The following is a 21,106-nucleotide window of genomic DNA, read 5'->3' on the forward strand; positions in this document are numbered from 1 at the left end:
AATTAGGGTCTCAAGCTAGGATAGCTCGCAGAACTGCCAAAATTACTAGTGGTCTTCTAAGACAACCCTAAGGAGAGAACAGCGTGAGCAACCTAGAGAAAAAGCGGTTGGATGTAGCCCTGGCGATCGCGGGTTACGCCGTGGGCAGCGGTGCAGCAGTGGCGGTGCCGACTTTCGGCGGAGAACTGCCAAAACAAGTGCTGCTCAGTACTTCCGACGTGCTGATGTACACCAGAATTTGGAAGATTTACTTTGAAGAGGATTTGTCCCACAGCAATTTGATGGAAATGCTGACCCAGGTGGGACTAGTGACCGTGGCTGCAACTGGCGTTGCGTACATTGTGGCGAAAGGTAGCACCGCAATTTTGAAAGAATTTATCAATTGGCTCGGCCCTCTAGGTTGGGGAGCGACTGCCGCGATCGCTGGATCTCTAGCCGCTCTATCCGGTGCAGCCTGGGCACTTTACTGCGACTACCTGTATGCGGAACGCAACCCCCAGCCTTCGATCTAACTGAGCTACTTGGAGCTAATAGCAATACTTTGTGGTGTCCAAGTCGGGCCAGGACAGCGTGGCCCCTCGGTTGTCCAATTGATAGGGTCAATGCACATACGGCGGGCTTGCATGCCTGTATCCCAAGCGTGGTAAACGATGTAATCAGTTTCGCTATCTGGACCGACCGTGATTGAGTTATGACCCGGACCGAGAACGTAACCGGGATGCGATCGCAAAACTCTTGGGCCTGCTTCATTGCCTACATCTGAGTATGGCCCCATCACGTGATCCGCCACGCCATAATCCACCCCGTAGCTATCCGTTTCCCAGCGCCCGCCACTGTAGAAGCAATAGTAGCGATCGCCATACTTCCGGACACAAGGGCCTTCTAGAGTATGCCAATCGTAGATGCCGCCATACATGGGGCGATCGGTGAGAAATCTTTGCCAATCGGATCTGGCCCGCAAGACGACTTTGCCTTCACCTGCTAGTTTGGTCATGCTTTCCAAGCGATCGACCATTAGGGCAGTGCCAGCACGAGTAGTTTCGTTAGTGTCTAAAAAGTCTTGGGCATAGAATAAGTACCATTGACCATCGTCATCACGGAAGGCGTGGGGGTCGATCGCGAACGGGCAGGACTGCGGATCTAACAACGGTTCGCCCACATCTTGATATGCGCCTAGCGGATCTTGGCTGGTAGCAACTCGTAACTGGTGGTTTTTATCTTCATGCCCCGCCGAGTAATAGAGATAGAAGGTGCCGTCGCAGTAAGCGACCTCCGGTGCCCAGAAGTTATTTCCCAAACTGGGGTCAGGCCGTACCAAGGCATTTTGCACAAATTCCCAATTGATCAGGTTGTCAGAGCGCAATAGCGGAAAAACTCGTCTCTGCCCAGCTTCCTCTACTTCTCCGGCGGCTTCTGCTGGCCCTGTGCCGATCGCGTAGTAAATACCTTGATGCTGCCAAACAAATGGATCGGCAAAATAATGAGGATAAATGGGGTTAGTGTAAGTTGTGTTTTCTGCGTTTGCTTGGGGGCCTAATCCAGATCTCGCTTCAGATTGAGTCATCATCACTCCTTGCACTGCAATCCATCCTCATCACCAGGAAATGAAGCAGCAAAAAAATAGAGGATGGAACTTTGATCGTTAGCGATCGGCGTTCAATCATCCTCTATCTGGAGTAAGCTTCTGGGATTAAGGTTTAGTACTTAAAATTGATGTAAGTTTCGGTCTTATTCTCTGGTAGCTGCTCTACCACATTGCAGCGCAACATTTCCTGGAGGTGCTGCGGTAGGCTCTCGTAATAATCTTTCTGAACCGTCAAATCCATTACAGGGGTATGCAACCAGTGCATCACATAACCCATCACTACCATTGGTCGGGGTTGAGCAGTGATGTTGGGTGAACCCCGGTGGATTGCCAAAGGCGATCGGATAATCACATCACCCAGTTGCATGGGGAAAGACTCAACGGGAATCTCACCTGCTCTAATCTTCACCAATGCTTCTTCACGGGGCATGACGTGGGTGCCACGAGCCATTTGGAAGGGGCCGTTGTCTTCCGTCACTTCGACTAGGGGAAAGTTAACCGCTAGAGCATAGAGTGGCGTGACAATCTGATCAGTAAAGAGAGGACGGAAATCCCGGTGCAGTTCTTGGTATTCAGAGTCTTGGAAGGGCGTATCGGCTCCTAGTTGCACCAAGCGGTATTCCTGAAAAAAGACCCGATCGAGCACACCCAAAATCGTGGGGTTGGCAAATACTTTCGTATTTGCGAAGGGTTGCACCCAAGGCAGAGTCAAATAATAACGGTTTTTCTCACGAGGGGCTAACCCACCGGGCCGCTGCTGACGCTCTCGAAAGAGTGCATCAAATGCTGCTGCCCACTCTTGGACCAACTCGCGATCGAAGAGTTCGGGAATGACACAAATTCCATCTCGATTAAGCACTTCGGCAAATCGATCTAAATCCCCTGCTGTGAATTTGCTAACACCAGTGGTATTGAGACTTTGAACCATTTTGCTGTCCTTCCTTCGGGCAGAATGTGGGAGTTGAGGGGGGCTCTCGACAGTAAGCGGGATGGGCGATCGCGTGATGTTTTTATCGAGAGTAAAATGTGTCGAGCTTTACACTTCTATTCTGCCCTGAGGAAGAGGTAGGATAACAGCAAAATGCTAAACAAGATAATTAACAAATTGTGAAGAGTCAGCTGGATTAAGTCATCCGTAACCATTCTTTAATCACCTTCACCAGCCAGTTGCATTCGTCCCAACTAAATCCTTTAGCAAAGAAACTTTCGCTACTGTAGGTCTGGATCGTGACCACCCTTTTTTCATAAGTTTGCTTGCCCGCCCGGAAGGCTCTCAGGGTATGAAAAATATTGTGAATTTCTGCATTTGAGCCTTGAATCATTGTCAAGGAGAAGCCAAAGGGAGATTTGTAAATTGCAAATTTCTCTGGAGTAAATTGCACATAAGTTGGTAGAAAATCCCAATAGGTCGAAGCAGCAATTAGCAGCACGATTGGTAAGAAGAAAAAGAGAGTATTGCCAAACTGCCAGCTCATACTAGCCATCACAGGTGCCCATATCTGACCGAAGATCGCTAGCCCAATGGCAACCGGAATTAAGTAGAGTAAATTCCAAGGGTTCGCCCCAGGGACTTGAATCAGCAGCTCATCAGCAGTTTGGTGCAACTGAATTCTGGTGTCGAAGTGTGGGACTATTGCTCGCTCTCTTTGAAGTGCTGGCGATCGCTCACGAGATGGGTCAGGCTGTTGGGAGGAAATCGAGAGCGGTGAGGCTTTACTGGCTTCTAGCGATCGCAAAGCTCCTAGCGCTTGTCGGGCCGTTTGAAACCGTTTCGCTACGTCAGGCTGTACCAGTTTAGCCACCCACCAGACAAAGTCAGGGTCTAAGCTGACGCGATCGGCAAACTGAATTTGCAGATCTTTCTGAGGTAACTCTGCTGGGGATACCCCTGTGAGGAGGTGAATTAGGGTTGCTCCCAGCGCGTACAGGTCAGAAGCAGCAACGGCTCGGCCCCCAAACTGCTCCATCGGGGCATACCCGTAAGTTCCCACAACTGTAAACGTGCTACCTTCAGCCGCAGCTTTATCTTGAACCGCACCAAAATCAATTAGGTAGATGTAATTATCTTTGCCCAAAATCAAATTGCTGGGCTTGATGTCACGGTGTAATACCGGAGGGCTGAGTTCGTGAAGATAAATCAATAAATGCAGCAGATTCGCCGCCATCTGCCGCACTTGCCGCTCGCTGAAATGTTGACCTCCAGCGATTAGTTGCTTCAAGGAAGCGCCAGAAATATGGTCTTGCACCAAGCCGAACCAAAGCAGGCGATCGTCAATGGAAAAATAATCGCGGTACTTGGGAATTTGCGAGTGCTTGAGTTGCCGCAACACCTGAGCTTCGCGCTCAAACAACTTTAGGTCATCCCACTGCACTTGGTCGCCAAATGCCAAGAGCTTGATCACTACTAGTTCTGGAGGCTGCGCTGCTAAATCTTCTGCCAGCCAAGTTTGCCGTCCAGCCGTTTGCCCCAGTTTTTGTTTCAGTCGGTAGTGCGCTTCAGTTGGCGTTCCTTGGCGAATGTGGAGAACTTGTTCAGGTTCTAGCATAGAAGTTAGGTGAGCATCTCCTTGGCTGTAGTTATCCCCAAGTAGCGGGAAGAATCTCTAAAACGAGGTCTGATTCTACCGACTTTATAGATACACAAGCTCACATTCACTTTCCTAAAAGCTAGATAGTTCTGATAACCACCCTTAGACTCAGGCTAGGGATATGGGGCAAACGTTATCCTAAATTTAGGGGCTAGATGCAGCAATAGGGGAGGAGCGTGTGGATCAGCTCTTGAATTTCAACACTTTAATCGAGATCTTATTAGGCGTGAGTTTGAGTGCGGCTTCTGGCTTCCGAGTCTTTGTGCCCCTCCTGACGCTCAGTGCTGCGGCTGTGCTGGGTCATGCCAACCTACCCACTGACTTTGACTGGATTGAAAGTCCCCAGGCTTTAGCTGTGTTTGCGATCGCCTCAACTCTAGAAGTGGGTGGCTACTACATCCCCTGGTTTGACCATCTTTTAGATGTAGTGGCAACCCCAGCGGCAATCTTGGCAGGTACAATCGTCACAGCTTCACTGGCTCCAGATCTAAACCCAGTAGCGCAATGGACCTTAGCGCTGGTAGCGGGAGGAGGAGCGGCAGGCATCACCAAAAGCCTGACGAATCTGTTACGAGCTACCTCAACTGCAACTTCTGGTGGTTTAGCGAATCCAATCGTAGCGACAGTGGAATTAGTAATAGCGATCGCGCTCTCGATCTTAGCGATCACTTTGCCAGTTGTTGCCATTATTGTGGTGATCACATTTCTGGGATTGGCGATCGCGAAACTGTGGCGATTTTTCTCTCGTTTCAGAACGCCGCAAAGCACCCCAGAAAATTTGTCTTAACTTGGAGGACTTTCGCAGCAGAGAAAGCGATCGCGACAGTACATGGTTGCAGCAGTTATTCTTCTTCTGGCGATCGGCCTCGTTGTGGTTGGGATTTTTGCCAGTCCGCTCTTAGTCAAGCAACGACGCGATCGCCTCAAGCAACGCCCATTTCCGCCGCTTTGGGATGCCGTAGTAGAGAATTATCTCCCTATTTATCCTCGTCTTTTTGCAAGTGAAAGGAGACGGTTACAGGGACATATCCAAGTCTTTCTGAAAGAGAAGCAGTTTATTGGCTGTGGGGGGTTGCAAGTCACAGAGGAGATGAAGGTGGCGATCGCAGCAATGGCCTGTTTGCTGTTGTTGAATGAGCGAGGGACCTATTTTCTCAAGTTGCGATCGATTCTGGTGTATCCCGGCACTTACTTTGTGAATGAAACTGCGATCGAGGGTAACTATGTGGTGGAGGAAAGACGAGCCGCGCGGCTAGGGGAGTCGTGGAGCCGTGACCAAGTGGTGTTGTCTTGGGAGCAGGTGCAGCGGGACGCGAGTAATTGGCGAGACGGACATAATGTAGTGCTGCATGAGTTTGCTCACCAGCTAGATCAAGAGGATGGCAACGCCGAGGGAGTACCGTTTTTGCCCAAAAATCTAGATTATGCAGTCTGGGCAAAGGTGATGACGCAGGAGTATCAACAACTCTGCCAGAATGTGCAACGAGGAGCCAAAACGGTGATGGATAGCTATGGCACTCTGAATGCCGCTGAGTTTTTTGCCGTAGCAACTGAAACCTTTTTTGAAAAACCCCAGCAATTGTTGAAAAAGCATCCTACCCTTTACGAGCAGTTACAACACTACTATCAACTCGATCCGGTGAAATGGGTTTAATTATGGCATCGCTGAAAGGGTTTAGACTGAGGCTAGTGATCGACAATGCCACATCAGGGAGTACGCAAGACAGGGGTATGAACCAGCATCCCTTCGACCCGTCCGATTCTCATCTCAATGGCAATAATGGCTCAGGCCAGAAAATGCCACCACCAACACCTATTCCGCCTACTCCTCCATTAGTAGAACCAGAAACTCTCCCATTAGTAGAACCAGAAGCGGAACAGGCGAAGCAAGAACGGCTCCGCGCTACTCAACAAAGTTTTAAGCGCCTTTACCTGATCTTGCTTGCCGTTGGTCTGTCCATTGGAGCGGTTCTAGCAGTTGGGGTGGCTATCCTGCTCGATCGCTTTGGGCTCTCTGATCCGCCCTCTAGGTGCAATCGCAATTCGATCGGATGCTTTCAGAACGCGCCACCTGAGACATAGAGCGATCGCCCTCTATCTCCTCATTCCTTCATTGATCACACTTGACCTCAAAGGAGTGCCAACGGGGCTGATCGCCTTTTTGTCTACCCTAATCTGAGTTCCATCACGATAATAGAAACTCGTAGACCCGTCACTGTGTCTAATGGTTGCGGCAGGAGAGGCCACTTGGCCCCGTGGAGAACGGATGGCACCATTAGAATAAACTCGGGCACTATTGGGGTAGTTAGGTTGACTGTCTCTGGTATTGGGAAAGTTAAAAGTTCCCAATCTATCAATGGCAGCCTGAGCCTGAACCGCTGCAGCACTGGATAGCTCTAACCCCAAAACTACTAATACGCCAGCAATTAAACGTTGCATCAGTTGGCCTCAGGCATCGAAAAAGTTTGAAGTTGTAGACAGGGCCGATTCATATGGTTCCCTACTTCTATTATTTCAAATCTCTTTGCGTTTGCCTGCTCCTTTGAGTAGTATCTGCGTGATTACATATCTTCTAGTTCTATGCCTTTAGTTTCTTTGACTAGGAAGAGCACAAAGAAGAAAGACATGGCTGCTGCTGTAGCATAGAGAGCGTACGCAGTCCCCAAGCCAAAGGATTCTAGCAAGGGTGGGAATGTAGTTGAAACAAGAAAGTTGGCTACCCACTGAATCGTTGCACAAGCTGCCAAGGCAACCGCACGAATCTGGTTGTTAAACATTTCGCCCAGTAGCACCCACACCACAGGCCCCCAAGAGAAGCCGAAGCAAAACACATATAGGTTAGCGGCCAATAACGCGATAATGCCCTGAGAGCCTGCCAGTACTGGATTGCCCGCTGGATCTACCGCCGCATTGCTAAAGACAGTTGCCATTGCGCCTAGCGTCAGTGTCATGCCAATGGACCCCAAAACCAATAGGGGTTTGCGGCCAAATTTATCCACAAAGGCGATCGCAACTAGAGTGGTGACGATGTTGGTGACTGAAGTGATCACGGTAATCCAGAGCGAACTCGCCTCGTTAAACCCAACCGAGCGCCACAGGACACTGCTGTAGTAGAAGATGACATTAATCCCCACGAACTGCTGGAAAATAGACAATCCCATCCCCAACCAAACAATCGGAATTAAACCACCTCTACGACTCAAAAGATCAGAGAATTTCGCAGTGCGATCGCGAAGCACTGTATCGCGAATTTCCTGAATTTTGGTTCTTACATCAATGGTTCTATCTACCTTGGCAAAGACAGCCGCCGCTTCGGATTCTCGCCCCTGCGCCACTAAGTAACGGGGAGACTCTGGAATTCTTAATGCCGCCACACCATACAGAATAGCGGGAGGAATTTCTGTCCAAAACATCCATCGCCAAGCAGCAATGCCAAACCAGAAAGGGGCAGTCGCAGAACCCGCAGAAACAGCAATAAAGTAGTCAGAAAGCAAAGCCAGAAAGATTCCGACCACAATTGCCAACTGCTGCAAAGAGCCCATTCTCCCTCGTAAATGTGCCGGGGAGACTTCAGCAATATAGGCTGGGGCAATCACACTGGCAGCGCCAACAGCTACACCGCCTAAAACTCGCCAAAAAATAAAATCCCAAATGCCGAATGGTAAGCCAGAGCCGATCGCGCTAATTGTGAATAATATTGAAGCAATGATCATGACTCGGACTCGACCAAAGCGATCCGAGATTTGGCCTGCAAAGAAAGCTCCGATCGCAGAACCTAACAGTGCCAAAGAAACTGCTAAGCCGATCAACACACTATTTGCTTGAAAGTGAGCTTGCAAAGCCGCAACCGCACCATTGATGACCGCAGTATCGAACCCGAATAAAAAGCCACCCAGCGCCGCCGCTCCACAGATCAGCAGAATATAGGAGCGATTGTTCTGAGCAGTAGGTTGTTTTGTTGAAAGCATGACTATACTTGTTAAATAATTTTCGTTAAGTCGGTCAGCCACAAAGTTAGCCAACAGAAAACAGGAGCCAGCCTCTGACAGGATCGTTGCGCTCTTAGCTCTAATATTCTTTGTTGGATCTTGACCTTATCCTGCTTTCTACTCGCTGCTCATCTGCCTTAGCGAACATGTTCTTTTTCGAACATCCCCCGTTGAAAGGAGATTTGCCCCTCCGAAGACGTAGTAGCAGTTGATACACATATGGTTTAGCTAGTTTACTCGAAGTTTGAAGTCGTAGAAATGATTGCCTGGGCTACCGTAGCCAAAGACATAGTAGTTGCCCATTTTTTGTAGTTCATACTGCAACGGTTGCGATCGCTCAGTTATGGAGTGGACATCTAGGCTAGGGTTGCAGCCGACATGGTGACAAATAGTAGACGCTGGAGCCATACCCGAATCATAGGTTTAGCCCGCTAAACAGCAGAACTGCAAAATATTGCCTGATTGTAAGTTAAAGTTCTTTCGGAGATCGGCGAGTGAATCTAAAGTTAAAGGCTCACTTTCCGGACTCTGACAGGCTAGGCAGGTAGTACTCTGCCATTAGATTTTAGGATTTTTAAGGGAAATTTTTATGACATTTCGGATTCTCAGCTTAGATGGAGGCGGGATTCGGGGAGTTATTGCAGCACGCATTCTGCAAGTAGTGGAGCAGCAGTTAGGCGGCCCTCTGAGCCAGCATTTTGATTTAATCGCTGGAACTTCCACAGGCTCACTCTTGGCCGCTGGTGTAACTTTAGGCTTTAGCAGTGAGAGGTTAATCAATCTTTATCAAGAGCGCGGCAAAACTATCTTTCCCTATGGGGATTGGTGGGGCTATTTGATGCCGCAGCGGTTAAAATTAATCGCGCAATATGGTTTGACCAGTTTCCCCCCTTCTCTCTCTGTGCCCAAGTTTTCTGATGCAGGCTTACTGAAAGTGCTGCAAACAGAATTAGGCGATCGCAAATTCTGCCAAATCAGCTCTTCCCAGAAATCTAATGGCGAATCTCAAAAATTATTGGTCACGACCTACGACACAATTCGGCGCATGCCACTGGTGTTCAAGAGTTGGCGGCATGACAAGTGGTATGCCAACGTGCCCTTATGGGAGATCTGTGCTTGCTCTGCTTCCGCCCCCTCCTACTTTCCTGCCCATCGTCTCCTAGTACGGGCAGACGGAACTGCTAAAGGTGCCACTCCTCAGACGCTTACCTTAGCAGCGACTCCCTGGCAAGATGCAGATGATTATTACAAGATGCAAATTGAAATCTTGGCAGGGCCAGGAAAAGGGCAAAGAGCTTCAATCGAGCGCTATGCTGCTGCCACCCAGACGGCAACTATGGCGCAGCCTTGGTCTGTGGTGCCCGATGCTACTTCTACGTACCGTCTGATCGGTGAGTTTTCTACCATTGATGGTGGAGTGGGAGCCAATAATCCGACTGCCTGTGCGATCGCGGAAGCTCTAAGATTAGGTCATGCGCCACAAGATATTCAGGTACTCTCTATTGGCACTGGGCAGCCTGAAGGCTCAATTCCTTGGGTGGAAGCGAGACAGTGGGGGATACTGCGTTGGGCTTGGAACGCCCGCATTATTGGTGTGACGATGGATGCCCCTTCCGGCATTCATGCCTACGTCTCCCAGCAAATTACCGCTGACGACCACTACTTGAGAATTCAGCCCAAACTGAATTACTCAAAGGAAGGCATTGATAATGCTAGCCCAGAGAATTTGGCAAATCTACGACGGGACGCGGAAGCATGCCTGAGCCAAGTGCAAGGACGACTGACTCATTTCCTTAAAACCAATTGGTTATCCTAATCGCCTACGAACTGGGTCCTGTTTAGGGTGGGTTCCTAGAGTCTGAATGTTTATCATGGTGCTATGTCTGAGCATACTTCCCGCCATCGCGATCGCGACCATCAGCAGCAGCAGGGGCATCACGGTCATCACCACTCTCATGGCCATCATCATCGCCTGGCTAACTATAACCGCGCCTTTGTCATTGGCCTCAGCTTAAATCTGGGCTTCGTGCTAACGGAGGCTGTGTTTGGAGTTTTAGCCCATTCTGTCTCTCTACTTGCCGATGCGGGGCACAACTTAAGCGATGTGTTGGGTTTAGCTTTGGCTTGGGGAGCAAGTCTCTTAGCTCAGCGGAAACCCTCGCGACGGTATACCTATGGTTGGCGGCGCTCTTCGGTTTTAGCGGCGTTCTTTAATGCAATTTTCTTACTCGTCGTGACAGGTGGCATTGCTTGGGAGGCGATCGCCCGCTTGGTTCGCTCAGCGCCGCTCCCGGAAGTTGCAGGCAGCACCATGATCGGGGTAGCGGCCTTAGGAATTGTGATTAATGGTGCTACAGCGGCTCTATTTTTAGCAGGTCGTAAGCATGACCTCAATATTCGAGCAGCATTTCTACATATGGTGGCGGACGCGATCGTGTCTTTGGGTGTGGTGTTGGCGGGGTTAGCAATTCTGCTGACTCAATGGTTTTGGTTAGACCCTGCCTTTAGTTTGGTGGTCAGTGCAATCATCATTACAAGTACTTGGCAATTACTTAAGGAGGCTTTTAGCCTTAGCATGGATGCTGTACCCACCCAGATTAACGAGCAGGCGGTGTGGACTTATTTAACTGAGCGGGTAGGGGTGACTCAAGTTCATGACTTACATATTTGGGGCATGAGCACGACGGAGACCGCTTTAACGGCGCATTTAGTGATGCCACAAGGACATCCTGGAGATGCGTTCTTAGCTCAAATGGCTCAGGAATTGCACGATTTTTTCGGCATTGAGCATACGACGCTGCAAATTGAGACGGTTAACTCTTGCCAAGCTTGTGCTTTGGAGCCAGAGCATAGGGTTTAACCTATAGAGGTAATAGATCTCTAGGAGATTATGGTCGCGATCGCTTTTGCACCTTGGGATGCCCTACTCAAGCAATATGTGGATGATCAGGGCCGAGTAGACTATCGCACTTGGCAGCAGGAACAGCCAGATACCCTCAATCAATGGCTCTCAACTTTTCAATCTCCTGATTTCAGTCTGGAGTTGCCACGAGACCAGCAGTTGGCATTGTGGATTAATCTCTACAATGCCTTTACGATCGCGCGAATTTTAGAGCGTTACCCGATTCCATCGATTCAACCGAAGATTTTGGGATTACCGAACTGGGCCGCTTTTCTGTGGTTTTTCTCTCGTCCCGCTCATGTGGTGGCAGGGAAGCGCTACAGCTTGGCAGATATTGAACATAAAGTTCTGCGATCGCAATTCCAGGAACCCCGGATTCATTTTGCCTTGGTTTGTGCCTCGATTGGTTGTCCCTTACTACGCAATGAAGCTTACTGGCCCGATCGCGTGGAGGAGCAATTGGAGGCGGATGTCAGCCGTTTTATCAACAACGAGGATAAGGTGCACTACGACTCGCAAACGCAAACGCTATATTGCAGTCAAATTTTCAAGTGGTATCGGCAAGACTTTCTCCAGGTGGCCCCTTCCATTCCAGACTACATCCGTCGTTATCTCCAAATAGATCGACCTCTGGATGCTGAAACTCCAATCCAATATCTGGATTACGATTGGCAACTGAATCAGCGGATATCGGCATAAAACTTCTTGAGATAGGTCGCTGAAACACCCAATCCCCAGAGAAAGCCAATGTAGGAATAAATGGCAGTGGCTTTCAGTGAACCCCAATGGGCTACCCGGCGATCGGAAGTTTGCACGACTCGGTTGACCATGCAGATACGTCCTTTCTGGACTAATTTGAGACACAGATCACCGTCTTCCATGATGGGTAAAGCTGGATCAAAGCCGCCACATTCCCAAAAGTCCTGGCGACGACAAAACATAACTTGGTCGCCAAACAAAAGACGTAATCCCTTAAAGAAGAGACGGGGGCGAAATAATAGTGGTGCGTAATAGGTTTTGAGGTAGTGATGTAAGGAGATGCCCCAGCGGGTGGTTTGCGGTCCTGCCAATAAACAAACAAATCCACCACAGGCGATTTGGGCATCTTCCAAAGTATGGCTCATGACTTTAACTAAGTCGTCTGGCACCCAAGTATCGGCATGGAGAAAGCAAAGGATATCTCCTGTAGCCGCTTCCGCGCCGAAGTTCATTTGCAGCGATCGCCCTCGTTGCTCGGTTTCTAGAAGGTGTAGTTGCGTCCCAGGAGGCATACAACCCGATACTGCGACTGCTTCAGCGATCGCAACTGTCTCATCTTCACTGCCGCCATCTACGACGATGATTTCGGCGGCAGGGGGATGCAACAAGGCCAAGTGACGCAACGTGCGCTCTAGACTGTTGGCCTCATTCAAGGTTGGAATCACAATTGAAACACGAGTTTGCATGCAACTGAAGTTTAAGACTCCGCCGCATGATCAATCACTTCTGCTGGACCATTAACCACTTCTACAGGAGCTGAAGCCATACTAGATTTAGACTCTGCGCCCCACTGGTCAAGCACGTCCTTAACTAAAACTTCCTCTACCCAAATCTGACCCACAATGACTAAGGGAATGGCGAGGAACAAGCCGAGGAAACCAAAGAAGATGGCAAAAATTACCTGCGAGAGTAACGTCACAGCAGGCAAGATTGCCACCTGTTTGGACATGACAAATGGCACCAGTAAAAACTGCTCTAGCTGCTGAATCCCCACATAGAACGCTAATACAGCTCCTGCTTTCCAAGGAGCATCCAAAAGCGCGATCGCCATTGGGGGAATCAAGCTCAGCGTTGGGCCTACGGTAGGGATGGCTTCCAAGAGTCCGGCGATCGCGGCGTTGGCTAGCACTAGGGGCACTCGTAAAAGCCACAGACCCACAGCACTGACTAAACCAATGACCACCATATTAATCAGAATGCCGCCCATCCAATTGACTAGAGCGATTTCACACTTTGACAGAATCTCATCGGCACGTCTGCGGTAAAACGAAGGAAACAGCAGCACAAATCCATGCCGATAGGGAGCAGGATTGACCAGTAGCATAATGGTCAAAACCATTACCAGTAGCAGGTTCAACAGAATCGCCAAGAAATTTGAGAATAGTGAAAAGAAATTGTTAAAGGCCCAGCTAGCAAAAGGTTGAATTTGGCGGGTCAAGTCATTGACGCTAGGCAAGTATCTCAGCGGCTGACCAGGTAACTGGGTTCGTAAAGCTTCTACCCAGATCCGCAGGCGTTCTAGTCCTCGTGGAACTAGTTCGGTCAGTTGTTGAAACTGCTCAACGAAGGGTGGAATGGTCACCGCAGCAAAGACGATGAAGAAGACTACGAAACAAGTGATAGCTAACAAAGCTGCAAACCCTCGCTTCGCTCCCGATCGCCGCAATCGCCTCACTAAACGGTTCAAAGCGGTCGCAAACACCACCGCCATAAAGACCAGCAACAGCACCTGCCGGATCTGCCATAAGATGTACATCGAAACTAGCAGGGCAATTAAGCCGATCCATTGTCCCATTTTCATAGCTTTGGCTGAGTCCTTTGGCTGACCGCTTTAGAGGAGGGTGAGAAGTTGAAATGTGAGAGCCTTCCTATGGTGTATTGTCGGGCTTCCTAGCCATTCCTCATATCACTCTAAGGTTAAAATCAACTTTCAAAGATAAAAATAAGCCAGCAAAATTGGGCTAGAGCTCTCTATCTGTAGACAGATTGGCATATAGGAATTTTTGCATAGGATGCCAGCATCAGTAATAGCCAAGATAGCAGTTCAGTTTATGTCAGCCTCTGGCCTTTTAGAGGTACAAGGTTTGACAGCCTATTCAATTCTGGAGCAACCAAACCGGCAGGCTTTGAAGTTGGGACCGCTAGCTCTTCGGAGCCACAAAGGTAGCTCTCGGATGAATATTAGGCATCCATAAGTCCTTTTGCTCCTGCAACCACTATCTTGATTGCAGGATGATCAACAGCTTCTTCTAATGCAGTAGCCCCTGCCTCTTTGAGCGCATTCATTAATCGTTGTTTGACTGTAGGATTGCGCTTAATTTCTTCAACGGCTTTAGCACCTACAATATCTGTATTACCTGGATAGTCTTGCGAAAGTTGATCGAGAAGTTGCTTAATATCGGTAGCAGCTTGAGCTAGGTTGTTCGAATTATTAATTTGAGTGCCAATTTTATCATGCATGACCTTGTCACCTGCGATATTGTCACCAGAACCGTACTGGTTGATGCTTGACATAGAATTCTGATTCTCCTGAGTATTTTGATTATTGATATTGACAGGCCTAGACGCCAGTAGCTTAGCAATTTCTGTTATATCGCCGCTTTCGTAGGTATAATGCCGCTTTTGCCGATCTGGTTCAGGTTCAATGCCATCGAGCAGTTGTTTAACGCTAACCTTGGCCTTCAATCCTGGAGGAATGATGAAAGGCTCTCCCATTTCCTCATGATCTAATAAGTTTTCGTAGTCCACCACGATTTCTGGGTAATCGGGCAAGGGTACTTTTTCGTCAGCGACGATGCCTCTGATAGTTTGGTAAATGGCATCAAACTGAGAGCGGATCATGGCGAGGAGTTCTCGACGGGTAGCTTGGGGACCACTGATCCAAATAAAAATCTTTTTATCTTCACGATCGCTTCTAATTAAGGCGCGGTTATCTCGGTGTTTCAGTACAATACCGCTCCGCCACCACGTTCTTTTATCTGCCAAGTGGTGCATACGAACAATAAAGCGAGAAATAATGCTACCGGGGAGGACATTGTAGTGGTATTGAAAAGCCAGAGCGTCATCCCATTCACCTGTAGCAGGTTCCTCTTTGGGGAGTAAATCAGGGATGAGGAAGCGATCATTAGTGTTATTTTCGAGAGGGAAGCACAACTCAAACTTTCGCATCATATCAACAATGAATAATTGCTTGTTCCGTGGATATTGGCTACAGTCTAATATCCGATTGAGCTGAGTATGATCTAACATGCCTCGATATTGAGTGATCAGCAGGTTGTCATTCAAAATCTTGTACACACCGTTTGTAACCCACTCTGGATTTAAGACATGAGTATCTTCTAAACGAGGGTCATCGCGAAAGTTCAAGACAATACCAAGCTGGTGTAAGAGTTCAATGAGTGTAGTTTGGCTTAGGGTATCAGTAATCTCCTCCTCTTGGCATAAGTGCTCATATGTACTGTATGGAATGTAGTCTTGCTCCATTTTTTCTAAACAGGTTTTGATTTCAAACCAAGCTAAAGGGAGTAAATCATATACATGTTCTAGCTTATTGATTTCTCTGCTTATGATAGTTTGAAGCTGCTCTACACCATTTCCTGTCGCACAGGAAATCTCAATAATTTCCTCGATATTGGCGTACTTATTTTGAAGCCCCCGCCGATCTAGATCTAAAGGGTGTTGATCAGTTTTGTTGCCAACGATGATAACTGGAGAATCGTTTCCAAAGCTCTGGATCATTTTCAGCCAGTACTCCAGCTCGTTTTGCCGCTCATCTACTCGCGCATCTAGTACTAGTAGATAAAGACTGCGTTTTGTGAGAAAAAACTGATGAGTAGCGTGCATAATCTCTTGGCCACCAAAGTCCCACACATTTAATCGAATAGGCTGATCATTGACTTGAATCTGCCAATTCTGAATATTGATACCTTCGGTCTTAGGTTTGTGTGGATCGTAGCGATTGTAAATTAGTCGATCAACCAGAGAGCTTTTGCCTACACTGCCTTGCCCAACCAACAGTACTTTCGCCTCATTGAGCGGTTTTTTCTGCCCTGCTTGGAGTTGTAGATAGTAATTGATGATAGTGAGAGGCTAATCTGTTGTCTTAAGAATTTCAGGGGGAATAGGCAGCTGATTTTGTCTCAGGTCGAGGCTAATCAAGTTAGGCAGCAACAAGCTTGCTTTAGGAATCTTACCTAGCCCTTCTGGTAGTGAAGTGAGTTGATTATGGCTAGCATCAAGTACTTTGAGTTCTAAAAAATGAATAACTCCTTCTGGAAGTGCCGTCAATCGGTTGTGACTGAGATTAAACAGCCTTAAGTTAGAGAGTTGATTAATAGATTCTGGTAATGTAACCAGTTGATTATTATTTAGATAAAGACCTGTTATAAGGGATAGCTTTTGAAGTGACTCTGGCAATTTTGTTAATTTGTTATAGCTCAGATCAAGCACTTTTAGATTAAAGAGTTGTGTAATTACTTCTGGCAACGTCACCAGTTGGTTATTGTCGAGGCAAAGTTCAGTTAGACTAGATAACTGAGAAATTGATTCAGGTAGGTCTGTTAAACGGTTACGACTGAGATCGAGCCTTTTTAGATAAGGAAGCTGAACAAAGCTATTAGGTATAGACGTTAAGCCTCTCCGAGAGAGATCTAACTTTGTTATCCTGTGTATAGCAGCTTGTTCAATAACTTGCGATAATTCTTCTTCCGTCATCAATCATTAATAATTCTTCAAGTTGGACGATCGCGCCGTTCATAATGACAGCGTAACTTATATAGCAAGTATGTTAGTTAAGCAATAAGCGAGCTTATGAAATTTTAATCTCATTGAATCCTCATAAATCTATCTCTTGGCTTTAGCACTTTTTGGGAGAAGTGATAGGCTTAAAAATAAAGTTAAGAGAGCCTTCGTGACAGAAGTAATTGCTGCCAAATTTAATATAACCACTAAAAATATTGTTACTTATTCATTAGTCTTAGTTGAAACGATTCTGGCTTTCGCGGCTGGCTTTGGGTTTATTGCTTTAGGCATTGGTGGTGGAGCTTGGATTTTAGGCGGAATTGCCGCTGGAGCCCTAGCTTTTTATATTTACCGGGCAAAATTCAGCGATCGCATAGAGCCTAACCGTAACTTAAGAAAGCTGGGCCAAATGATTGTCGGCTTGACGGTGGGTTTTTCGATTCAGCCGCATAACCTAGAAGCCATTACAGCTCAGCTACCAGTTTTTGTCTTTCTTGCTTTATTTTTGTTAGCTAGCGGAGGCTTAATTGCTTATATCTATTCTCGGTTACAAAAAACAGATTTACTCACTGCCACCCTAGCCACTGTACCTGGCAACATTGGGATTATGGCGAGCCTAGCAGCAGACTATGGCAAAAGCACTGCCCTTGTTTCTTTAGTACAGCTCATTCGTTTCACCACTTTAATTTCAACGATTCCGCTTATTGCTAACGTTTCCCATCCCTATGACATTCATACAGCGATCGCGACTCTCACTCAAGACCTATTTAAGCTGAATTTAACTTACTTACTTCTCCTAGTTTTGGTGCTCAATTTAACAGCTTTGGTTGTTTCTGCGGCAGGTAAACTAAAGATTCCTGTAGCTGCTTTTTTGGGTTCAATTGTGGTGGGTGTAGCTCTAAATTTCTCGTTTACTGCTCTGCCACTAACTGCCCAAATGGACTTCAGCTTTTCACCTTTATTTAAGGTGATCGGTCAAATCCTTTTAGGGATCACAATTGGGGAATATTGGGGACTTAATCCCAAATTTAGCCGTGCTACGATTGCCTATGCTTTAGTGCCTGTGACATTGACCTTCTTCGCAGGCTTGCTCTCAGCAGGAATTGCCATGTTGCTGACGCCTTGGGATTGGCTCACTTGCCTGTTGGTGACGGCTCCGGGAGGCTCTCCAGAAATGATTTGGATTGCTCTGGTCTTACATCACGATGTTGAGATTGTCACAGCGGGTCATTTAGTTAGATTGATCGCCATTAACTTCTCCCTGCCCGCTTTAGTTTCCCTAGCGTGCTACCTAGAAGAGCGCTTGAGCAACGGTAACGGTGTTAACAACCCAGCCCCAGTTTTAGAATCTATTCCAGCCGCTAATCCACCCTCCAAACAACGCTAAAGCTCATTCCTGCGTAGCCAATACTTCATGGAAACCATTCAGCCCGCCACAATATCGCTCGGATAGTGAACCCCTGAGTAAAACTGTGTCCAAGCGATCGCTACGCCAAATAAGTGGCGATCGCAAAAATTTACAGTAGAGGCGGCTTAATTCTACTTAAAGGTATAGTTTCTGCCTAATTACCAAACAGACAAATCGTCTATAGGGAATAGCTTAAGATTTCTAGCACCGAGGGTCACTCTGAGCGGAACCTAGCTCCTCTATAATGAGTGAGGCTTGATGTTGCATCAAGCTACCTTAGTTCCCCTAACGAAGGCCACTTCTTCAAGGACTAAACGATAGGACTCAAAATTTTAGTCAAATTTTAGTTCAGGCCTATTCGTTATTCTTCAGTCGCTGCTTCAAGGAGCTAGGTTAAAACCTGGAATGGAGTTGTCACTGGAGATGGGGTGGTAAAGAGGAATGGGTAGCAAAATTCATGACATTCTCGACCAGCATGGGGCTGAGCTACTAACAGAGTGGCTGCAAGTCATCACGGCCAGCCATCGGCGGGGGCTGCTTAAGGAAGGAGAGCTGCGCGAGGAATGCCGAGAGTTTATTCATTTGTTTCGTGAAGCCGTACGCCAAAATAGCTTGAGCGACGTTTATTCAGCGCCTTGGAATGAGGTTCGGGGGCTGTTGAGTAACATTTCTCGGATGCGTTCCCAAAAAGGCTTTACTCCCTCAGAAACTGCTAGCTTTGTCTTCTCCTTTAAGCAGCCATTGTTTGCTCGTCTGCGCCAGGAACTAGCCCAGGACGGAGAAGAGTTGTTGGAGAATGTCTGGACCGCTACTTCTCTACTCGATAAGTTGGGGCTGTTTACGACAGAGGTGTACCAGAAGAACCGAGAAGAGGTAATTCTGCGACAACAGGAAGAGCTGCTAGAGCTATCAACTCCGGTCGTCAAGCTCTGGGAGGGCGTTTTAGCTTTGCCCATTATTGGGACGTTGGATAGCGCTCGGACGCAAGTGGTGATGGAGTCGCTGCTGCAAAAGATTGTCGAGACAGGATCGGATTTTGCCATCATCGATATTACTGGTGTGCCTACCGTAGATACGCTCACAGCTCAGCACTTACTCAAAACGATTACAGCAGCTCGCCTCATGGGAGCAGAATGCATCATTAGTGGCATTCGGCCCCAGATTGCTCAAACTATTGTCTATTTAGGAGTTGACCTGGCAGGCGTGACGACCAAATCTAGTTTGGCCGACGCTTTTAAGCTAGCGCTTGAGCGCACAGGCAGGAAGATTATTCGCACTCAAGGTTAGGGAGGGAGGTGCTATGGAACGCATTCCAATTCTCCAAATGGGCGATCTTCTGTTGGTGACGATTCAAGTTGATATGCACGATCGCCTAGCTATGACTTTGCAGGACGATCTGACCACGCGCATTAGTCAAGTTGATGCTCGCGGCGTCCTGATTGACATTTCTGCCCTAGAAATTGTGGATTCGTTTATTGGCAGAGTCTTGGGCAATATCGCCAAAATGGCCCAAGTTTTAGATGCAGAAACCGTGGTCGTGGGGATGCAGCCAGCGGTTGCGATTACTTTAGTCGAGTTGGGCTTGTCATTGACTGGCATTCGCACTGCTTTGAATGTCGAAAAAGGCATGGCTCTCTTGCGATCGGCTGTGCATCGAGACTTGAATGAAGACGAGAGCCCCGTCTTGCCAGAGGAGCCTACAGGCATCTATGGAGAAATGTGAAATCATGAGTATCCAATCCTCGGCTGATGTAGTGCTAGTGCGGCAAGCAGTGCGTCAGGTGGCCATTGAGATCGGGCTCAGCTTGGTGGACCAAACCAAAATTGTGACCGCAGCCAGCGAATTGGCTCGGAACACGTTGGACTATGGTGGGGGCGGCACTGCGACTCTAGAAACTGTGCAAGTCGGTGCCCGACGAGGGGTGCGCTTAACCTTTGCAGACCAAGGGCCTGGTATTCCTGATCTTGACCTTGCCCTGAAAGACGGCTACACCACAGGAGGAGGATTGGGCATGGGTTTGAGCGGAACTAAGCGCCTGGTGAATGAGTTTGAGCTTGTTTCTCAGGTTGGTCAAGGAACCACGGTGACGGTAACAAAATGGAAATAAAACGAGTATGACCCACCCCATTGTTCTCTCGATGGTAGAGCCGAGTCAGGTTGGAGAAGCACGACGCAGAGCCGCATCTCTAGCAACGCAGCTCGGCTTTAGTGAGGTAGAGCAAGGCAAGGTGGGAATTGTCGTGACTGAAATAGCCAACAATCTGATTAAACATGCTCAAGAGGGGGCTTTGCTGCTGCGATCGCTAGAGAGACAAGGTGTGGCAGGGCTAGAAATTCTTTCTCTTGATCGGGGACCAGGAATGCGGGATGTGAGCGAGTGCCTCAGAGACGGCTTCTCCACGGGTGGCACTTCTGGAACTGGGTTAGGCGCAATCCAACGTCTCTCCGATCAGTTTGAGATCTATTCCGCTTCCCCAGAAGGAACCGCGATTTTCTGCCGACTGTGGGCGGGTTCTGCCTGCCCAGTCTATGCAGCGGGTGAGTTAGAGATTGGGGTAGTTTGTTTGCCTATGCAGGGTGAAGAGGTGTCAGGAGATGCCTATTGCAGCCAATTTGTCGGCGATCGCCATCTCTTACTGATTGCCGATGGGTTAGGACATGGACCGATGGCAGCCCAAGCCTCATTGGAAGCAGTAAAGGTGTTTCAAGAGGCAGGCGATCGCACTCCATCCGAGCTGATGGCGGATATGCATGCAGCTTTGCGGAGCACGCGGGGCGCAGCAGTGGCGATCGCAGAAGTGAACTTGCAGGAACAGAGGGTGCAGTACGTTGGAGTTGGCAATATCGTGGGTAGCCTTTTGGCGACTGACCAGCCGATTGAGCGCACTACCAATATGGTGTCTCACAACGGCACTGTGGGCTGCGAAATGCGAAAAAATCAGACCTTTACCTACTCGTGGAAGCCGAAAGGGATACTGATTATGCATTCCGATGGTTTGGGAACAAAATGGCGCTTAGATCGCTATCCTGGCTTGGTCAACCAGCATCCCAGCCTGATTGCCGGAATTCTCTATCGAGACTTTAATCGAGGACGAGACGATGTGACCGTGCTGGTTGCGCGTGAGGTGAACTGA

At 48.2% G+C, this 21,106-nt stretch carries 22 protein-coding genes; 12 read left to right on the plus strand and 10 right to left on the minus strand.

The window, feature by feature from the left end:
- Positions 1–83 precede the first annotated feature (83 nt).
- A complete protein-coding gene (locus tag H6F72_RS20595; RefSeq protein ID WP_190440110.1) occupies positions 84–512 on the plus strand; it encodes a hypothetical protein in 429 nt (142 codons plus the stop codon).
- A gap of 5 nt (positions 513–517) precedes the next feature.
- Here H6F72_RS20595 and H6F72_RS20600 read toward each other — a convergent pair whose 3' ends face one another.
- The 3 genes from H6F72_RS20600 to H6F72_RS20610 form a co-directional block, all read right to left on the minus strand.
- A complete protein-coding gene (locus tag H6F72_RS20600) occupies positions 518–1,567 on the minus strand; it encodes a glycoside hydrolase family 43 protein (RefSeq protein WP_190440112.1) in 1,050 nt (349 codons plus the stop codon).
- A 130-nt stretch (positions 1,568–1,697) separates the two neighbouring features.
- Complete coding sequence (locus H6F72_RS20605) at positions 1,698–2,513, minus strand: phytanoyl-CoA dioxygenase family protein (protein WP_190440114.1); 816 nt, start codon at positions 2,511–2,513, stop codon at positions 1,698–1,700.
- Positions 2,514–2,709: 196 nt separating this feature from the next.
- Complete coding sequence (locus H6F72_RS20610) at positions 2,710–4,131, minus strand: serine/threonine-protein kinase (RefSeq protein ID WP_190440117.1); 1,422 nt, start codon at positions 4,129–4,131, stop codon at positions 2,710–2,712.
- Between the two features lie 220 nt (positions 4,132–4,351).
- Between H6F72_RS20610 and H6F72_RS20615 the strand changes: the two genes are divergently transcribed.
- The 3 genes from H6F72_RS20615 (at position 4,352) to H6F72_RS20625 (ending at position 6,255) form a co-directional block, all read left to right on the plus strand.
- Positions 4,352–4,960, plus strand: coding sequence for a DUF4126 family protein (locus H6F72_RS20615; protein WP_190440120.1), 609 nt, complete (start codon positions 4,352–4,354; stop codon positions 4,958–4,960).
- A 42-nt stretch (positions 4,961–5,002) separates the two neighbouring features.
- The gene (locus H6F72_RS20620; protein ID WP_190440123.1) at positions 5,003–5,827 is read left to right on the plus strand and encodes a zinc-dependent peptidase; all 825 of its coding nucleotides are present in this window, start codon (positions 5,003–5,005) and stop codon (positions 5,825–5,827) included.
- Between the two features lie 77 nt (positions 5,828–5,904).
- On the plus strand, positions 5,905–6,255 hold the full coding sequence (locus H6F72_RS20625; protein WP_190440125.1) for a hypothetical protein: 351 nt from the start codon (positions 5,905–5,907) through the stop codon (positions 6,253–6,255).
- Positions 6,256–6,267: 12 nt separating this feature from the next.
- Here H6F72_RS20625 and H6F72_RS20630 read toward each other — a convergent pair whose 3' ends face one another.
- The 3 genes from H6F72_RS20630 to H6F72_RS20640 all read right to left on the minus strand — a co-directional run bounded on the left by H6F72_RS20630 (position 6,268) and on the right by H6F72_RS20640 (position 8,570).
- A complete protein-coding gene (locus tag H6F72_RS20630) occupies positions 6,268–6,612 on the minus strand; it encodes a hypothetical protein (protein ID WP_190440127.1) in 345 nt (114 codons plus the stop codon).
- A 122-nt stretch (positions 6,613–6,734) separates the two neighbouring features.
- Positions 6,735–8,141, minus strand: a complete 1,407-nt coding sequence (locus tag H6F72_RS20635) for a sugar porter family MFS transporter (RefSeq protein ID WP_190440129.1) — start codon at positions 8,139–8,141, stop codon at positions 6,735–6,737.
- A 249-nt stretch (positions 8,142–8,390) separates the two neighbouring features.
- Positions 8,391–8,570 carry a hypothetical protein gene (locus H6F72_RS20640; protein ID WP_190440131.1) on the minus strand — a complete coding sequence of 60 codons (180 nt, stop codon included), beginning with the start codon at positions 8,568–8,570 and terminating at the stop codon, positions 8,391–8,393.
- 181 nt (positions 8,571–8,751) lie between these two features.
- On the opposite strand from H6F72_RS20640, the gene H6F72_RS20645 reads away from it, so the two are divergent.
- The 3 genes from H6F72_RS20645 to H6F72_RS20655 all read left to right on the plus strand — a co-directional run bounded on the left by H6F72_RS20645 (position 8,752) and on the right by H6F72_RS20655 (position 11,763).
- Positions 8,752–9,978 carry a patatin-like phospholipase family protein gene (locus H6F72_RS20645; protein ID WP_190440132.1) on the plus strand — a complete coding sequence of 409 codons (1,227 nt, stop codon included), beginning with the start codon at positions 8,752–8,754 and terminating at the stop codon, positions 9,976–9,978.
- A 63-nt stretch (positions 9,979–10,041) separates the two neighbouring features.
- Positions 10,042–11,022 carry a cation diffusion facilitator family transporter gene (locus tag H6F72_RS20650; RefSeq protein ID WP_190440134.1) on the plus strand — a complete coding sequence of 327 codons (981 nt, stop codon included), beginning with the start codon at positions 10,042–10,044 and terminating at the stop codon, positions 11,020–11,022.
- A 30-nt stretch (positions 11,023–11,052) separates the two neighbouring features.
- The gene (locus H6F72_RS20655; protein ID WP_190440136.1) at positions 11,053–11,763 is read left to right on the plus strand and encodes a DUF547 domain-containing protein; all 711 of its coding nucleotides are present in this window, start codon (positions 11,053–11,055) and stop codon (positions 11,761–11,763) included.
- Here the strand turns inward: H6F72_RS20655 and H6F72_RS20660 are convergent.
- The 4 genes from H6F72_RS20660 to H6F72_RS20675 all read right to left on the minus strand — a co-directional run bounded on the left by H6F72_RS20660 (position 11,745) and on the right by H6F72_RS20675 (position 16,536).
- Positions 11,745–12,509: a TIGR04283 family arsenosugar biosynthesis glycosyltransferase gene (locus tag H6F72_RS20660; RefSeq protein ID WP_190440137.1), complete on the minus strand. Its 765-nt coding sequence runs from the start codon at positions 12,507–12,509 to the stop codon at positions 11,745–11,747. The two genes, H6F72_RS20655 and H6F72_RS20660, sit on opposite strands and share 19 nt — an antisense overlap.
- A gap of 11 nt (positions 12,510–12,520) precedes the next feature.
- The gene (locus tag H6F72_RS20665; RefSeq protein WP_190440139.1) at positions 12,521–13,624 is read right to left on the minus strand and encodes an AI-2E family transporter; all 1,104 of its coding nucleotides are present in this window, start codon (positions 13,622–13,624) and stop codon (positions 12,521–12,523) included.
- A 380-nt stretch (positions 13,625–14,004) separates the two neighbouring features.
- Entirely contained in the window at positions 14,005–15,903 is a 1,899-nt protein-coding gene (locus H6F72_RS20670; protein WP_348252425.1) for a COR domain-containing protein, read from the minus strand.
- Between the two features lie 9 nt (positions 15,904–15,912).
- A complete protein-coding gene (locus tag H6F72_RS20675) occupies positions 15,913–16,536 on the minus strand; it encodes a leucine-rich repeat domain-containing protein (RefSeq protein ID WP_190440144.1) in 624 nt (207 codons plus the stop codon).
- A 196-nt stretch (positions 16,537–16,732) separates the two neighbouring features.
- On the opposite strand from H6F72_RS20675, the gene H6F72_RS20680 reads away from it, so the two are divergent.
- The 5 genes from H6F72_RS20680 to H6F72_RS20700 all read left to right on the plus strand — a co-directional run bounded on the left by H6F72_RS20680 (position 16,733) and on the right by H6F72_RS20700 (position 21,106).
- Positions 16,733–17,950, plus strand: coding sequence for an AbrB family transcriptional regulator (locus tag H6F72_RS20680; RefSeq protein WP_190440147.1), 1,218 nt, complete (start codon positions 16,733–16,735; stop codon positions 17,948–17,950).
- Positions 17,951–18,412: 462 nt separating this feature from the next.
- Positions 18,413–19,258 (plus strand): STAS domain-containing protein, encoded by an 846-nt coding sequence (locus tag H6F72_RS20685; RefSeq protein ID WP_190440149.1) that lies wholly within the window; start codon positions 18,413–18,415, stop codon positions 19,256–19,258.
- A 13-nt stretch (positions 19,259–19,271) separates the two neighbouring features.
- Positions 19,272–19,694, plus strand: coding sequence for an STAS domain-containing protein (locus H6F72_RS20690; protein WP_190440152.1), 423 nt, complete (start codon positions 19,272–19,274; stop codon positions 19,692–19,694).
- 4 nt (positions 19,695–19,698) lie between these two features.
- A complete protein-coding gene (locus tag H6F72_RS20695; RefSeq protein ID WP_242017051.1) occupies positions 19,699–20,079 on the plus strand; it encodes an anti-sigma regulatory factor in 381 nt (126 codons plus the stop codon).
- A gap of 7 nt (positions 20,080–20,086) precedes the next feature.
- The gene (locus H6F72_RS20700; protein WP_190440158.1) at positions 20,087–21,106 is read left to right on the plus strand and encodes an ATP-binding SpoIIE family protein phosphatase; all 1,020 of its coding nucleotides are present in this window, start codon (positions 20,087–20,089) and stop codon (positions 21,104–21,106) included.

The organism is Trichocoleus sp. FACHB-46 (genome assembly GCF_014695385.1).
Lineage (GTDB): Bacteria > Cyanobacteriota > Cyanobacteriia > FACHB-46 > FACHB-46 > Trichocoleus.

Coding starts and splice junctions, on each gene's coding strand:
- H6F72_RS20645 (WP_190440132.1), top strand. CDS start 8,752: ATGACATTTCGGATTCTCAGCTTAGATGGAGGCGGGATTCGGGGAGTT.
- H6F72_RS20600 (WP_190440112.1), bottom strand. CDS start 1,567: ATGATGACTCAATCTGAAGCGAGATCTGGATTAGGCCCCCAAGCAAAC.
- H6F72_RS20640 (WP_190440131.1), bottom strand. CDS start 8,570: ATGGCTCCAGCGTCTACTATTTGTCACCATGTCGGCTGCAACCCTAGC.
- H6F72_RS20630 (WP_190440127.1), bottom strand. CDS start 6,612: ATGCAACGTTTAATTGCTGGCGTATTAGTAGTTTTGGGGTTAGAGCTA.
- H6F72_RS20625 (WP_190440125.1), top strand. CDS start 5,905: ATGAACCAGCATCCCTTCGACCCGTCCGATTCTCATCTCAATGGCAAT.
- H6F72_RS20650 (WP_190440134.1), top strand. CDS start 10,042: ATGTCTGAGCATACTTCCCGCCATCGCGATCGCGACCATCAGCAGCAG.
- H6F72_RS20665 (WP_190440139.1), bottom strand. CDS start 13,624: ATGAAAATGGGACAATGGATCGGCTTAATTGCCCTGCTAGTTTCGATG.
- H6F72_RS20675 (WP_190440144.1), bottom strand. CDS start 16,536: ATGACGGAAGAAGAATTATCGCAAGTTATTGAACAAGCTGCTATACAC.
- H6F72_RS20655 (WP_190440136.1), top strand. CDS start 11,053: ATGGTCGCGATCGCTTTTGCACCTTGGGATGCCCTACTCAAGCAATAT.
- H6F72_RS20605 (WP_190440114.1), bottom strand. CDS start 2,513: ATGGTTCAAAGTCTCAATACCACTGGTGTTAGCAAATTCACAGCAGGG.
- H6F72_RS20620 (WP_190440123.1), top strand. CDS start 5,003: ATGGTTGCAGCAGTTATTCTTCTTCTGGCGATCGGCCTCGTTGTGGTT.
- H6F72_RS20685 (WP_190440149.1), top strand. CDS start 18,413: ATGGGTAGCAAAATTCATGACATTCTCGACCAGCATGGGGCTGAGCTA.
- H6F72_RS20700 (WP_190440158.1), top strand. CDS start 20,087: ATGACCCACCCCATTGTTCTCTCGATGGTAGAGCCGAGTCAGGTTGGA.
- H6F72_RS20635 (WP_190440129.1), bottom strand. CDS start 8,141: ATGCTTTCAACAAAACAACCTACTGCTCAGAACAATCGCTCCTATATT.
- H6F72_RS20695 (WP_242017051.1), top strand. CDS start 19,699: ATGAGTATCCAATCCTCGGCTGATGTAGTGCTAGTGCGGCAAGCAGTG.
- H6F72_RS20690 (WP_190440152.1), top strand. CDS start 19,272: ATGGAACGCATTCCAATTCTCCAAATGGGCGATCTTCTGTTGGTGACG.
- H6F72_RS20660 (WP_190440137.1), bottom strand. CDS start 12,509: ATGCAAACTCGTGTTTCAATTGTGATTCCAACCTTGAATGAGGCCAAC.
- H6F72_RS20610 (WP_190440117.1), bottom strand. CDS start 4,131: ATGCTAGAACCTGAACAAGTTCTCCACATTCGCCAAGGAACGCCAACT.